Origin of the sequence: Cecembia lonarensis LW9 (assembly GCF_000298295.1) — a bacterium.
Taxonomy (GTDB): domain Bacteria; phylum Bacteroidota; class Bacteroidia; order Cytophagales; family Cyclobacteriaceae; genus Cecembia; species Cecembia lonarensis.
Window position 1 is genome coordinate 1 of record NZ_AMGM01000037.1, and the last position, 15,027, is coordinate 15,027.

The following is a 15,027-nucleotide window of genomic DNA, read 5'->3' on the forward strand; positions in this document are numbered from 1 at the left end:
ACTTAACTCTCACTCCCCATTTCTCCTTTCTTGTGTCTTATGTCTTCTGTCTAACATATCACATCTTGCTTCTTTTCAAACCTCCCAAGCTATACGGATAGAGTTGGCATGGATAAGCCTTGGACAATAATTGACCAGCTGCGGTTTCTAATTTTTTTTCCCAATAAAATCTCATAATTTCTCAAATTATTGATTTTAAGCCACTTTTGACTTTTGCCTTTTTACTTGGCTCTTAATAACAGCCCTTAAATCCCTTAACTTAATGTTCAATTTCCACTTCCGACCTCCCACTTCCGAAATTCCTGCTTCTTACTTCTTACCTCTTGCTTCTCGCCTCTCCCTTCCAATCCCACACATTTTTAAAACTTTACAGAATATTTTTAATGGTCGCTTTTGGTAATTCAGCTAAAAGTCCGATATTTGCAGACTCAATTCTAAAAACGTCTCTAATAATACGATAATATATCATGGCAAAAGTTTGTGACATCACCGGTAAAAGACCTCGAGTAGGTAATAACGTATCGCACGCGAACAACAAGACCAAGCGTAAGTTTTACCCTAACTTACACAAGAAAAACTTCTACATTCCTGAGGAAGATGCTTGGATCACGTTGAAAGTTTGTACCAAAGCTTTGAGAACCATCAATAAGAAAGGTGTTAGCGCTGTATTGAAGGATGCTCAGGAAAAAGGTATGATCATCATTAAGTAATATAGGTCAGGTTTTACCCATTTAAAAATACAGAGCGATGGCTAAGAAAGGTAATAGAGTTCAGGTAGTATTGGAGTGTACTGAGCACAAAAACTCAGGCGTTGCTGGAACTTCCAGATACATCACCACCAAAAACCGTAAAAATACGACTGAAAGATTGGAGTTAAAGAAATACAACCCAATCCTTAAGAAAGTAACGGTTCATAAAGAAATTAAATAATTTAGGACCCTTGCTGCGCTTTGCAGCATCAAACCCCTTAAAGATATGGCTAAGAAAGTAGTAGCAACCCTGAAAAAAGAAGGTGGAGTAACTTATGCTAAAGTTATCAAAGCTGTAAAGTCCGAAAAAACCGGAGCTTATACCTTCAGAGAAGAAATGGTCCCTACCCCTATGGTTCAGGAAACATTGAAAAAATAACTTGCCTTACATCGTAATGCAGTAAAAGTCCCTTCATGCGAAAGCTATGAAGGGACTTTTTCATTATATTCGGACTTTAAATCAAAATACTATGGGAATTTTCGGTTTCTTTTCGAAGGAAAAAAAAGAGAGCTTGGACCAGGGCCTCCAAAAATCCAGCGAGAATATTTTTTCAAAACTCAGCAAAGCAGTAGTCGGTAAGTCAAAAGTAGATGATGAAGTCCTTGACGAACTGGAAGAGATCCTAATTACCTCAGATGTAGGGGTAGATACCACCATCAAGATTATCAGGAGAATTGAGGAAAGGGTCTCCAGAGATAAATACCTGAATACTACAGAGCTGGACATCATCCTAAGGGAAGAAATCATGGGCTTATTGGGGGAAAACCAAAGCCAGGATTTGTCGGATTTTGACCTTCCCGCCGATAAAAAACCTTATGTCATCATGGTCGTGGGGGTGAATGGCGTGGGCAAAACGACTACCATTGGCAAATTGGCCCATCAATTCAAGCAAGCTGGAAAGTCTGTAATCTTAGGTGCAGCTGATACCTTTAGGGCAGCTGCTGTAGATCAGTTGATCCTTTGGGGTGATCGTGTTGGCGTCCCCGTGGTCTCACATGGCATGAATACCGATCCCGCTTCTGTCGCTTTTGATGCGGTGAAACAGGGGGTTGACACCAATGCCGATGTGGTCATTGTAGATACAGCTGGACGTTTGCATACCAAGGTCAACCTGATGAATGAACTGACCAAGATCAAACGTGTGATGCAGAAATTCATTGATGATGCCCCTCACGAAATCCTGTTGGTTCTGGATGGTTCCACAGGGCAAAATGCCTTTATTCAGGCCAAAGAATTTACCAAAGCCACGGATATTACTGCGTTAGCCATCACCAAACTTGATGGCACAGCCAAAGGAGGCGTGGTCATTGGCATCTCAGACCAATTCAAAATCCCGGTCAAATACATCGGTGTCGGCGAAAAGATGACCGACTTACAGGTTTTCAACAGAAAAGAATTTGTGGATTCTTTGTTTAAGAAGAAGTAAACCTTTGAGGTCTCTTTCAGACCTCGAAGGTTTATTCCTCAGAATTAGATAAAATATAAGTAAAAGACCCTCTAGGTTTTTGAAAACCTCAAGGGTCAAGCCTCTCCGACCTTTGAGTTTGCTGAGGCAGAATGAAATTTTTTTTGCAAATAATGGATTGGTTTGGCCGCAATATCAATTAATAACTTGTCTGCCGAGGCGGATCCAATATCCATTAGTATCTGAACCTTCCAAATTGCCAGTGTTATTCGTTTGTTGTTGTAGTCGCGGATATGCCAACTATTTATTCCAACACCACCCGAATCCTTACATATTCCTCCACATCGTCAGAAGACGGGCTCAACAATTTGAAGTAAAACCCATCTGGAGTGGCAAAGCCACTAGGCGCAATCTGCCGATTGTCAAAAAATAATTCCCCCACTGTTTCAAAATCAAGCTTATGCAAGATGAAACTGCTCTTATTTTGAACCCTCCCACTTTCCAAAATTTTAGTTTCGATATCTACATACCTCAATAATAGCTGGGACATTGGTTCAAAAATAACCCATTTGTACCTGCTGGTTTCCATGCTTGGTGAAAAAACCATGTATTCACCTCTCTGTTCAGTTCGCCCCTTTTGAAAAACCAAAGGAACTGAACTTTTGGAGTTTATCCATTTGGAACTTTTGCCATCCATGACCAATAAGGAATCGGTCACAGGAAAGCTTACCAGATGGAGATTTTCCATGTCAAGGAAAATATGGGAATAAAGCCCCAATTCGGGATCATCATAATACGCGCTGTAGATTTCAGGGTAGGAAAAAGATATGGGCTCTCCTATTCCATTCTTTAAGTCATATCTCCAAACCCAGTCCTGATAAGCCATATTGGGCTCCTTTAATACAAAAGGAACATCAGCCAATATTAATTGCCTTTTTTCCTTATCATAGTGCATCCTGTTGCCATTGACAACACTAAAATTCACAGCCAATCTTTCTTCAGGGACATTGGGTAATGGAAATCTATCCAGCACTTTGCCATGAAAATCAGTATGAACAATTGCTTTTTGATCCGAAATGAAAAAAATCCCATCTTCAGTAATCAAGCTTCCCGATACAAACCCTCCTATACCATCGGGTCCCTCAATTTCAAAATCAACTGTACCTTCGAGTTTCCCTGAAGGATAGCTGTATTGGTACATCCTTCGCCCTATGACACCAAATAAAAAAGATTTACCATTTTGCTCCAAAAAGGTAAACCCCTGAGGCAGACTCCTGGTTAACGTGTCCTTTTCCAAATACAGGGTATCCACGATGTAATCAGTTAGATCGGTAGTTATAAAAATAGCCTCCTTTTTGGAATCAGAGCAAGAGAACAAAAGGATCAAGCCGAATAAAATGGTCGTTGCCCGCATCATAAAAAAGCCAGTTAGACAGTAGTATTTGTAATTATTTCCATTGTTTTTTGAGCGAGACAACCCTCGTGTCTGTATTGATCGGGAAATGATCATCCCCCCCATAGACAAAATACCTTTGCGTGGACTTGATGTCCTCGCGGCCATTCACAAAGCCCTTGCTTAACTTAGGACTCAGCGTTCTCTTGATTTTAAATTTGCAAGGTAAATGAATATTCTTCCTAACAAATTTAAATTGATACTTTAAAATTGCAAGGATGAATAGCTAAATTTAGGTCCAATCACCTAAAACGAAAAAGACCTTCGGAGTTTTTATAACCCCGAAGGTCCATACAGACAAACTTGACAGCTGATCAGATCTTTTTATCACAATACGTAAGGTTTAAGATGCAAGACACAAGAAGTAAGACTTTAGACAAAAGAGCAGTTTAGTAAACTGGCCCTATTCTGCCCTATAAAGTCCCTTGACCGAAGGGGTCTTTTATCTTGATTCTTGTTTCTTGTCTCTTGCTTCTTGTTTCTAGTAAAGAAATCTCCCGACTGACGTAAATCAAGTCTAATCTCTCGCCTAATCATTCATCTTTCCAAACCTACCCTACAACCTGGCCCTTCGCTAAAAGCTTTACCAAAGCTTTTTTTACGCTCAGTCCTCTTCACCCAAGAACGGATACCTATAATCCACCGGAGATACAAAGGTTTCTTTGATCGTTCTTGGAGAAACCCAGCGCAACAAGTTGATCATTGAACCGGCCTTGTCATTGGTGCCAGATGCCCTAGCGCCTCCAAATGGCTGCTGCCCAACTACCGCACCTGTCGGTTTATCATTGATGTAGAAATTACCGGCAGCATTTCTGAGTTTCTTGGTAGCCAGTTCAACGGCATAACGGTCCTGAGAGAAAACCGCTCCGGTCAAGGCATAAGGAGAGGTCTGATCCACCAATTCCAATGCCTCTTCGTAGTGGTTTTCGTGGTACACATAAATGGTCAATACCGGTCCAAAGATTTCCTCACACATGGTTACATACATAGGGTCCTTGGTCAATATTACAGTAGGCTCGATGAAGTAGCCTTTTGACTTATCATAGTTACCCCCAGCAATGATTTCCACGCCCTCGGCCTTCTTGGCATTGTTAATGTATTTGGAAATTTTATCAAATGCCTTTTCGTCAATCACAGCATTGATAAAATTGGTAAAATCTTCCGTTCCTCCCATTTTCATGGAGGCCAAATCATCTAACAGGTATTGTTTCACCTCATCCCATAGGTTGCTTGGAATATAGGCTCTTGAAGCTGCAGAACATTTTTGTCCCTGGAATTCGAATGCCCCTCTGGAAAGACCTACTGCTACTGCTTTAGGATTGGCAGATTTGTGAGCGATCACAAAATCCTTACCGCCGGTTTCACCAACAATTCTAGGGTAGGTCTTGTACTTGTAAATATTCTCCCCTATGGTTTTCCAGATATGCTGGAAAACGCCTGTAGAGCCAGTAAAATGAATCCCTGCAAAATCAGGATGATTAAATATTACATTACCAGTGGTCGGTCCATCTACATATACCAAGTTGATCACGCCATCCGGTACTCCGGCTTCCCTGAATACCTCCATCAACACATTGGCAGAATAGATTTGGGTATAGGCGGGCTTCCAAACCACAGTATTGCCCATCATGGCAGCAGAAGTTGGTAAATTACCGGCAATGGCCGTAAAATTGAAAGGCGTCAAAGCGAAAACAAAACCTTCCAAAGGTCTTTGTTCCAACCTATTCCAAACACCATCTCCGGAAACAGGAGGCTGCTGCTGATATATTTCAGCCATATATTTCACATTGAAGCGCAGGAAATCAATGATTTCACATGCCGCATCAATTTCTGCTTGAAAGGCATTTTTAGACTGCCCCAACATGGTTGCAGCGTTTATTTTTGATCGGTAGGGGCCAGCCAAAAGATCAGCGGCCTTGAGGAAAATAGCTGCCCTTTGTTCCCATTCCATATGTTCCCAAGCATATTTAGCCCCTAGGGCGGCATTAATTGCCTGCTCCACATGTGAAGCATCTCCTTCATGGAAATAGCCAAGGACATGCTGATGATCATGAGGCGGTGAAAGCGGTTTTTTCTTTCCTGTCCTCACTTCTTCACTGCCGATATACATGGGCACATCGATTTCCTGTGCGCGAAGTTCTTTTAATTTTGCCTGTAACTCTTTTCTTTCAGCTGAGCCTGGTGCATAACTTTTTACGGGTTCATTGTGCGGAGTAGGCACATTGAAAAATCCTTTCAACATAAGTATTTGAGTTTATTTGGTTCTGACAGACAAATATAAGAAACATGGTTTGCAATGCCTTTCCATACCTTGCTTTTATCCCCCTCTCATAAAATTTTTGGGGAATGTGATTAAGGCTTTTTTATTTCTTCCCAAATATTCCCAAAAGGAGTAAAGCAACTCTACCATAATTGATTCCCCTCAGCTTAGAGCAAGTTTTCCAGTTCTTTTAAATGCCGGATTGTATATGTGGGTTGGTATTCAATTCCCTTCTCATGCGGGTCGAAATACACATTGTCAATCTGAGATTGTATAGCACCCAAAATATCTGAATTGGGATTGTCTCCTATCATCATGGAATCTGTATTTTTTATCCCCAACCTATTCAGGGCATATTGAAAGATCCTTGGATCGGGCTTTTTATGCCCCGTGGTCTCTGAGGTAACCACCAGATCAAAATAAGGACTCAAGCCGGAAGCCTCCATCTTTTTTGCCTGGCTTTCATTAAACCCGTTGGAAATGATATGCAGTCCATAATTAGGTTTCAGGTAGTCCAAAATTTCAAAAGTGTAAGGCAATAAATGAGGTTTGGAGGAAGTCCTATGCATAAAATCTTCTTCCATCACCTTAGGGACCAAATTGGGATCGGCTCCTGCATTTTCAAATATCAACTTAAACCTTGTTTGCCTAAGTGACAGTTTGTCAATTTTCCCCACATCGTACATGGCCCAAAGCTTGAAGTTCACATTGTAAAAAGACTGGACGAATTTACCGGAATCGGTAATACCGCAATTGGCCAATTGATAGACTTCAAAGAGTTCGGAAAGGGACTCCTGGACGTTTCTGTCATAATCCCAGAGTGTATGGTCCAGGTCAAAGAATAAATGCTGGTACTTTTTCAAAGGGGTAATTATTTTCGGTATGGATTGTTTTCTATTTTGTTTTTTGCCAATTCCCTGTTGGAATGCAATATGTGGTAAACCTCTTGATCGCGCAGAAGGTTGGCATCCTTTTGAATAAACTTAAAAATCTGCTGTATGATTTCCTGGGCCTCATCAAGGATGTAATAAAATATCCATTGATCTACCCTTCTACTGCCCACAAGTCCGGCATTTTTAAGATACCCTAAATGCCTACTGGTTTTGGTCTGCGTGAAGTCTAAGATATGCTCCATATCTGATATAGAAAGTTCTTTATTTTGAAGCAAAAGGTGTAAAATCCGAACCCTTGGCTCTTCAGATAAAGCCTTAAAAATCCGCATTCCATAATTTAAACTTATATTTTTGAGACGCATTTAGTAATTTTAACGAATAAAAGCCGCTTGAAATTAAACAAATACAGTCAAAATAGGCTAATATTATATCAAATTTGCGGTAGGCTATTGGCCAAAGTAATTTAAATAGCGTATAAAATTTAACAACATTAAGGATTTGAAGATTCGTTTACAACATATCATTTTTGGCTTTTTGGTCCTTTTTTTCCTTTTAGGAAGCCAAAATAGCCATGCGCAGGACAAAGAAAGAAAAGTACTGCAGCTTACAGGTATCGTACTGAATGCAGACAGTACTGATGCTGTCCCTGGCGTTAACATTTATGTCCCTAAAAAGGGCAGGGGTACCACTTCAGGCCGATATGGTTATTTCTCTATGCCGGTTTTAGAAGGAGATTCAGTTGTATTTAGCTTTATAGGACTCAAAAGGCAAACTTTCAAAGTTCCGGAAAATACAGACAGTGACATCAGTCTAATTGTTACCATGCAAATGGACGAAATTGCACTTTCAGAAATTGAAATTATGCCTTTCCCAACAGAGGAGGAGTTCAAAAGACAGGTTTTGGCAATGAACTATGAAGCCCCGATGGCCATAGATTCAAGAGGCAACTTAAGCCCTGAAACTTTATTGAGGTACGCAGAACAAATGCCTGCCTCCGGAAATGAGAATTGGCGGTATTTTCAACAAGGTCGCGTGATGCAAATACAGGACAGGTACGGACCTAGACCATTTACCTTATTGGATCCTTTTGCTTGGTCTAGATTTATCCAATCCATCAAACGGGGAGATTTAAAAAGCCGAGACTAAAAATAATGGCCCAGGGAAAGACCCAGGGCCATTATTGTTAAATAGTTATTCTACTTACTTTTTTAAAGGTCTTTATTTGGCTTGATTTGGGATTAATTAATTTTCTAATTCTAACTTTTGTAAGATCCCTTTATCTTTCATGACCGCTTCGATATCTTCCACCGTTTTTGGAACAAACGAACTTAGGTTTTCATTACCTTTTTCTGTGATAAGGATATTATCCTCAATCCTAACACCAATACCCCACCATTTTTCATCTACAGGACTTCCCTCAGGAATATAAATACCCGGCTCTACAGTTAATATCATTCCCGGTTCCAATTTCCCATACCCTCCTCTATCATGCACATCCAAACCCAAATGATGTCCAATACCATGAGGGAAGTAGGGATGTCTTTCTCCCTTCTTTACCAAACCCAAACGTAGGAGACCTTCATCGATAACTTTTCTTGAAGCGGCACCCACTCGCTGAAAATCAGATCCAGGCTGGCAAGCTTCTATACCGGCTTCGAGTGCTTCCAATACAATCTCATAAATGGCTTTTTCTTCTGGAGAAAATCTCCCCTTGACAGGGACAGTTCTGGTGATGTCTCCGGAATACCCTCTGTATTCGGCCCCAACATCCATTAGAATCAGCCCATCCTGTAGGTCAGTACGGTAATTCTCCACATAATGCAAGATGGTGCTGTTATTCCCTGCGCCCACAATGGAACTGTAACCGATATCCTCAGCCCCTAATACCTTGTGTACAAATTCATGTACACCCTGAATGCTTCTCTCAGACACGCCAGGCTGTATCGATTTGAAGGCTTCCACATGAGCCTTACCTGATATTTCAACTGCCTTTCGCATCACTTCTAGTTCTTCCGGTGTTTTGACCACCCTGAGCTGATTCATCAACTGATCAAGGTTAGGGGAACTTGGGGCTTCTTTAACCAGCGAAAAGCCCTTGAATGCTGCCACCATATCCTTCAAAGGTGCATTGTAAGAGCCTCCTTCAAATTCTCCTATCGTAAAAGACAAGATGGGCTGTATATTGGACCAATCCAAATTAGGTTGCTTCAGAAAATCCGCATTCAAAAAGACCGCTTCAAATCCCAATTTTTCTTTCACTCCTTCAACTCCTAACCTTTCCCCATCCCATTGTTCTTTTCTAGGATCTCTGGGCTGAACATAAATGATCTCATTTACCATTCTCCCGTTAACCAATTGTGGATTTTTCAAAATGATCAGGGCAGCATTTGGTTCTCTAAACCCTGTTAAATAATAAAAGTCCGAGTTGGGCCTATACTTGAATTCCGTGTCGTTAGACCTGTTTTTAACCGGATTATTGAAAAATACTGCTGCACTGTTGGCCGGCATGATTTCCCTCAATGCCTGTCTTCTTTCTTTATGAAAAGAGGGAGGCAATCCATCAGCGAAATAAGACTGGGCATTGATTTCTAATTGGAAGTAAAATAGAAATATGATTAGCAAAAGCCTGTTATATTTTTTCATAGACATCAAATTTTCGTTGAAATATAATTTTTCTTGAATTAAATACGACTGCCAAAGATAAAAATTACCCATTAATACGATTTCCATCCGGATAATTCTTTTTGATAAACCCCGCATTGGATCAGTTCCTTATATTTGCAACAACAGAAAATGTTTAGATGATGAAAAAGACCCGTTTATTACTATTGCTATTTTTTATTATACCTCTTATATCCCCAGCTCAAAGTGAAGTAAGTAAAAAACCCAAATTGGTAGTGGGGTTAGTAGTGGATCAAATGCGACAAGAATATTTCTACAAGTTTGAAGAGCGATATACCGAAGGTGGATTTAAAAGACTGATGAAAGAGGGCTTCATGATGAAGAATGCCCACTACAATTATATCCCCACTTACACTGGCCCTGGGCATGCTTCTATCTATACCGGAACTACCCCAGCTACGCATGGTATTATAGCCAACAACTGGTACGTCAGAGATCTAGGGAGAATGATCTATTGTGCTGAAGACAGTACGGTTATAGCTGTAGGAGGAACAGCGTCAAACGGAAAAATCTCCCCCAGAAATATGTACAGTACCACTATATCTGATGAGTTACGTTTTGCCAGCAACAAAAGGGCAAAGGTTGTGGGAATAGCCATCAAAGACAGGGGGGCGGCTTTACCAGCTGGTCATACCGGAGATGCCTATTGGTTTGATAGCAAAACAGGAGAATTTATGACCTCCAATTATTATCACGAAGAATTACCTGGCTGGGTAAAGGATTTAAATGACAAGCAGCTGGCCCAAAAATACCTTTCTGGAAAATGGGAAACTCTTTTTCCGATTGAAACTTATGTGCAGAGTATAGCCGATGACAATCCATTTGAGGGACCTTTTATCGGCATGGAAACTGCAACATTCCCTTATGACCTCCCTGCCTTAATGGAATACAATGATGATTATGGTTTGATATCAACCACCCCCTATGGTAATACCCTTACTTTAGATATGGCTTATGCTGCGATAGAAGGAGAAAAGTTGGGGAAAAGAGGTGAAACGGATCTTTTGGCTATAAGCTTTTCCTCACCTGACTACATAGGCCACCGTTTTGGCCCTACTTCAGTAGAATTGGAAGATAACTACCTCAGGTTAGACCGGGAACTTGAACAGTTTTTCAATTATTTGGATGGCGAATATGGGAAGGGAGAATACCTGGTCTTTTTGACAGCTGACCATGCTGTAGCAGATATCGTAGATTATATGTTAAGTGAAAAGGTGCCTGCTGGCAACTTCAATACACGATTTATACTTACCCAGATGCGAGGCTTTTGTGCAGCAAAATTTGGAGAAGGAAACTGGATCAGCAGTTTTACCAATGAACAGGTTTTCATCAATCATGAACTTGCCAAAGAAAAAGGAATTGAGGTAGAACAGATTCAAAGAGAGCTTGCTGAATTCCTCTTGCGCTTTGATGGCATCAAAGAGGTGTACACCGCCACCGATATGAGAAGACTGGATTACATGACAGGAAGAAAACATCTGCTTCAGATGGGTTATAACCACAAAGCCTCAGGCGATTTATTGTTGATATTAGAGCCTGCATGGCTAAGCAGCTCTTGGAGAGGAACCACACATGGAACTGGCTATACTTATGACACACATGTTCCGATCGCTTTTATGGGCTGGAATATTCCTTCTGGAGAAAGCTCTCGGTATGTTACGATTACAGACATAGCACCCACACTTTCTATGTTGCTCAACATCCGCTTGCCCAATGGGGCGACAGGCCAGCCCATTTTAGAAATACTACCTTGAGAAATCAAACCCTCCAGAAATCACTGGGGGTTCTGTTTTCCTTTGAAAATTCCCCAAATCAAATAGTGCCAATTGAATTTTTTAAATGAAATTCTGGTAAATTAGTGTAGGCTTAGTTTTCAGCTACCATAATTTATACATATTTTTGAGTAATTCATTTATAAAAATGAAACATTCACATTCAGAAATTTGGACACACTTGGTTTTAAGTACCAAAAATCAAGAAAAAATTTTCGGAAAAGCCGAATCTAAAGCGATCATGGAGGCCATGGAGGATTTTATTGGCAGCCATGAAGATCAATCCATCACATATTCTGTTTTGCCTGAACACATTCATATTCTCATCAAACTTCCGGAGAATATTTCGCTAAATGGTTTTGCTTCCCATTTACAAACTTTTATAAAAACAAAGTTAAGCCTTAATAAAGGGCTGAATCATAATTTTCAATGGGAAAAAAATTTCCATGCCCATTCTGTCAGTATCAATCGCCTGTCTGCAGAAAAGTCTATGATCTTGAGACAAGAAGTGAAGCACAGGGAAATAACTTTCGAAGAGGAAATGAAGTTTTTAGGCTTATAAGTCTTCTGATGGCTGGAATAGATAAGGTTCTAAAAATTTCGCAGTAAAATGCCGTCCAAAAAAGTTGTTTGAACCAAAAAAGAAGCGGGTGAACCACCCGCTCCATTACATGCACTTGTGTAACTTTATTCTTTCCAACTCATCGGATAATCCAGATCCACAAAATCCAGGCCTTGCGTTGTAACAAATAAAGGTTTGAAAGTGTCTAACATAACTGCGTATTCATGGGTTTCCTTGGCCCCAATGGACTTTTCTACAGTTCCAGGGTGTGGACCATGTGGAAGACCTCCCATGTGAATCGTAAAAGAACCTCGGTCAATTCCTTTTCTGCTCATAAATTCTCCCTCAGCATAATACAAAACCTCATCAGAATCAATATTGCTGTGGTTATAAGGGGCAGGGATAGCCAATGGATGATAATCAAATAACCTTGGCACAAAAGAGCAAATCACAAAGCCCCAAGCTTGGAAGGTCTGATGTACCGGTGGTGGCTGATGGATACGTCCCGTAATAGGTTCAAAATCATGAATAGACAAGGCATAAGGGTATAAGAAGCCATCCCATCCTACAATATCCAGTGGGCTGTGCCCATAAGTATAAGGGTGCAGCATTCCTCCCTTTTTAATCTGCACAAGGTATTCGCCTTTTTCAGATTCAGTCACCAACTCACCCGGAGGACGGATATCCCTTTCGCAATATGGAGAGTGCTCCAAAAGCTGTCCCAGCTCATTTCTATACCTTTTCACTGTCTCGATGGGACCATGAGACTCAATCACCAAAAGCCGCAATGGACCTTCTTCTTTCCACTCAAAGCGGTAAATGGTTGTTCTTGGAATCACGATATAATCACCCTTTCTGACCTCTAGCTTTCCAAATTGGGAAAACATCACTCCTTCCCCATCATGCACATAAATCAATTCGTCGCCATCTGCATTTTTAAAGTAATAATCCATTTTTCTCTCCTCAGGAGAACAGATGCCCATCATGACGTCATTGTTCATCATCAGCATTTTTCTGGCACTGAGGTAATCCTTCCCTGTGGTACTAACGCCTGCTGTCTTTAAATGGGTCTGCTGCAATCCATGTTCTTTGGCAGGCTCCCAGTTATAAGGAGATGGTTTGCCAATAGCCAATACATTATTGGGATTGTGAATATGGTAGAGGTTAGAATAAATGCCGGAGAATCCTTTGGAGCTAACCAGTTCTTCTTTGAATAGACTGCCGTCAGGCTGACGGAATTGGGTGTGCCTTTTGGGCGGAATATTACCTAATCTGAAATAATAAGCCATTTGTCTGTTATTTGGGTTTACGTTAACAAATTTAATGAATTGTGCCTGTCTTTTTTATAAACCGGACAAATACCTCAAAGGTTACCCGGGCAATTCCAAGATCCAACTTTCCAAAGGTTCTAGGTCCACCCTTATCCTACCTTTTCCCTCCACCACATGTAACTTTGCTTTTGCCCTTCCATACAATTTCTCCTCTACCTCATAAGTACCATCAGCTAGGGCCCAAGCCAAAATCAATTCAGCAGGGACTTGTAAATCAAAACCAAAGCTGCTATCAGCGTCGAAATTACTCACCACCAAAAGTCGCTGTATATCGGACCAACGTACATAGGAAAATACTTTGTCATTGTACCAATCTGTATGCTGTCGGTTATGGCTATGAATCTCCTGATAGGCTCCCCCCATTGCGGGACTTTTACCGATCAGGTTAAGAAGTCTTTTGTAAAAATCTCTTAAGCCTTTCTCTTCCTCTGAAAGCTGCCCCCCGTCAAATTTCCCTTCATTTACCCAACGCTGATGATGGGGAACCCCGATATAGTCAAAAATAGAGGTACGGGAAGGTTTCCCAAATCCGGCATCTTCGGCCCCGGGCTCTCCTACTTCCTGACCAAAATACATCATCATTGGTCCCTGATCAATGGTGGCAGATATCACTGCAGCAGGCTTGGCTTTTTCCGCTTTCCCTGCGAATTCCGGACTGGCAATCCTTTGCTCATCATGGTTTTCCAAAAAATGAAGCATATGCTTTCCAATATCAGCTAATCCAGCTTGGATAGGGATGATGTTATCCGTAGAACCCTTGCCCTGAATGATGTTTTTGAGTGTGTCATACAATTCCACTTTATCATAGAGGTAATCCATTTTACCTAAGTGGATATAATCCCTGTAAGCCTTGGGATTATAAATTTCTGCCAATAAGAATGCTTCAGGGTTTTTCATTTTGATCGCTGAATTCATATAGGACCAAAACTCCACAGGGACCATCTCAGCCATATCATATCGGAAACCATCCACTCCTTTTTCTATCCAAAATATTGCAATGTCTTTAAATTTCTTCCATGAACTGGGAACCTCTTGACCCTTCCAAAACTCAAAATGGGCTTTATAGTCTTTCTTGTCAAAACCTTCAGGCAATTCAGGGAAATCCTTGCTTCCATCTGGCTTTACACCATAATTTACTTTTACTGTTTCGTACCAATCATAAAAATGCGGTTGTGGGTCTCTACTTCCATTGCCTGTCCATTTGGCTGGGTTTTCATCAAATTTTCCATCTGCCAATGGGTGTTGCTCTCCTCCTAGAGGTTGATATCCATCCAAAGGGGCGGGTACCTTAAAAGGCTCTCCGGGGATATAATAAAAATTGTTTTCCCGATGATAAGCTACACTCGTATCATCATCTGCCCCAAAATCTCTGACGCCAGAAGGGTTGTTCAACCCCTCATATTTTCTTGCCACATGGTTGGGCACAATGTCTATAATCACCTTCATGCCATGACTGTGGGTTCTGGCAATCAATGCTTCAAATTCTTCCATTCTTTGGGCTGGATCTACCGCTAGGTCCGGACTGACCTGGTAATAATCTTTTACTGCATATGGCGAACCTGCACGACCTTTGACCACATCCGGGTCATCATTGGAAATCCCGTAGGCCGTGTAATCCCTAATGACAGCATGATGTGGAACCCCAGTGTACCAAATGTGGGTCACCCCAAGGCCCCTGATTTCCTGAAGGGCTTTGCCCGTAAAATCATTGAATTTCCCGACACCATTTTCTTCAACGGTACCCCAAGGCTTATTGGTGGTATTGGTATTTCCAAAAAGCCGGGTAAAAACCTGATAGACTACAATTTTATGTTCTTTTTCCATCTCTTGGTCATTGGTCTCAGAGGAACTACAGGCCGTGGAGAACATTAAGATCCCCAATGCATAACAGCAAAACTGTAATTTATACTTGCTCATTG

General features: G+C 41.1%; 14 protein-coding genes. 7 read left to right on the forward strand and 7 right to left on the reverse strand.

Translation table 11 applies throughout. The features are described 5' to 3' along the window. Positions 1–467 precede the first annotated feature (467 nt). The 4 genes from rpmB to ftsY all read left to right on the forward strand — a co-directional run bounded on the left by rpmB (position 468) and on the right by ftsY (position 2,176). Positions 468–710, forward strand: coding sequence for a 50S ribosomal protein L28 (gene rpmB, locus B879_RS11955; RefSeq protein ID WP_009185440.1), 243 nt, complete (start codon positions 468–470; stop codon positions 708–710). Between the two features lie 37 nt (positions 711–747). Beyond that, on the forward strand, positions 748–930 hold the full coding sequence (rpmG, locus tag B879_RS11960) for a 50S ribosomal protein L33 (RefSeq protein ID WP_009185441.1): 183 nt from the start codon (positions 748–750) through the stop codon (positions 928–930). Between the two features lie 45 nt (positions 931–975). Then, positions 976–1,128 (forward strand): DUF4295 domain-containing protein, encoded by a 153-nt coding sequence (locus B879_RS22145; protein ID WP_009185442.1) that lies wholly within the window; start codon positions 976–978, stop codon positions 1,126–1,128. Between the two features lie 91 nt (positions 1,129–1,219). Then, positions 1,220–2,176: a signal recognition particle-docking protein FtsY gene (gene ftsY / locus B879_RS11965; protein ID WP_009185443.1), complete on the forward strand. Its 957-nt coding sequence runs from the start codon at positions 1,220–1,222 to the stop codon at positions 2,174–2,176. A 283-nt stretch (positions 2,177–2,459) separates the two neighbouring features. Here ftsY and B879_RS11970 read toward each other — a convergent pair whose 3' ends face one another. From B879_RS11970 to B879_RS11985, 4 genes are all read right to left on the reverse strand, one after another. Next, complete coding sequence (locus tag B879_RS11970; RefSeq protein ID WP_009185444.1) at positions 2,460–3,572, reverse strand: DUF4221 family protein; 1,113 nt, start codon at positions 3,570–3,572, stop codon at positions 2,460–2,462. 640 nt (positions 3,573–4,212) lie between these two features. After that, positions 4,213–5,850 carry an L-glutamate gamma-semialdehyde dehydrogenase gene (gene pruA / locus B879_RS11975; RefSeq protein WP_009185445.1) on the reverse strand — a complete coding sequence of 546 codons (1,638 nt, stop codon included), beginning with the start codon at positions 5,848–5,850 and terminating at the stop codon, positions 4,213–4,215. A gap of 185 nt (positions 5,851–6,035) precedes the next feature. Then, positions 6,036–6,731 (reverse strand): YjjG family noncanonical pyrimidine nucleotidase, encoded by a 696-nt coding sequence (locus B879_RS11980; RefSeq protein ID WP_009185446.1) that lies wholly within the window; start codon positions 6,729–6,731, stop codon positions 6,036–6,038. A gap of 8 nt (positions 6,732–6,739) precedes the next feature. Beyond that, positions 6,740–7,123, reverse strand: a complete 384-nt coding sequence (locus B879_RS11985) for an ArsR/SmtB family transcription factor (RefSeq protein WP_009185447.1) — start codon at positions 7,121–7,123, stop codon at positions 6,740–6,742. A 142-nt stretch (positions 7,124–7,265) separates the two neighbouring features. Between B879_RS11985 and B879_RS11990 the strand changes: the two genes are divergently transcribed. Continuing rightward, positions 7,266–7,907, forward strand: a complete 642-nt coding sequence (locus B879_RS11990) for a carboxypeptidase-like regulatory domain-containing protein (RefSeq protein ID WP_438501546.1) — start codon at positions 7,266–7,268, stop codon at positions 7,905–7,907. Positions 7,908–8,003: 96 nt separating this feature from the next. Here B879_RS11990 and B879_RS11995 read toward each other — a convergent pair whose 3' ends face one another. Beyond that, the gene (locus tag B879_RS11995) at positions 8,004–9,404 is read right to left on the reverse strand and encodes an aminopeptidase P N-terminal domain-containing protein (RefSeq protein WP_040400619.1); all 1,401 of its coding nucleotides are present in this window, start codon (positions 9,402–9,404) and stop codon (positions 8,004–8,006) included. Positions 9,405–9,565: 161 nt separating this feature from the next. Here B879_RS11995 and pafA point away from each other — a divergent pair, with 161 nt between their 5' ends. Further along, on the forward strand, positions 9,566–11,197 hold the full coding sequence (gene pafA, locus B879_RS12000) for an alkaline phosphatase PafA (protein WP_040400614.1): 1,632 nt from the start codon (positions 9,566–9,568) through the stop codon (positions 11,195–11,197). Between the two features lie 166 nt (positions 11,198–11,363). Continuing rightward, the gene (locus B879_RS12005; protein WP_009185451.1) at positions 11,364–11,777 is read left to right on the forward strand and encodes a transposase; all 414 of its coding nucleotides are present in this window, start codon (positions 11,364–11,366) and stop codon (positions 11,775–11,777) included. 125 nt (positions 11,778–11,902) lie between these two features. Here B879_RS12005 and B879_RS12010 read toward each other — a convergent pair whose 3' ends face one another. Both B879_RS12010 and B879_RS12015 read right to left on the reverse strand, forming a co-directional pair. Next, positions 11,903–13,066, reverse strand: a complete 1,164-nt coding sequence (locus B879_RS12010; RefSeq protein ID WP_009185452.1) for a homogentisate 1,2-dioxygenase — start codon at positions 13,064–13,066, stop codon at positions 11,903–11,905. 81 nt (positions 13,067–13,147) lie between these two features. Beyond that, positions 13,148–15,025, reverse strand: a complete 1,878-nt coding sequence (locus B879_RS12015; protein WP_009185453.1) for an alpha-amylase family glycosyl hydrolase — start codon at positions 15,023–15,025, stop codon at positions 13,148–13,150. Positions 15,026–15,027: the final 2 nt, after the last annotated feature.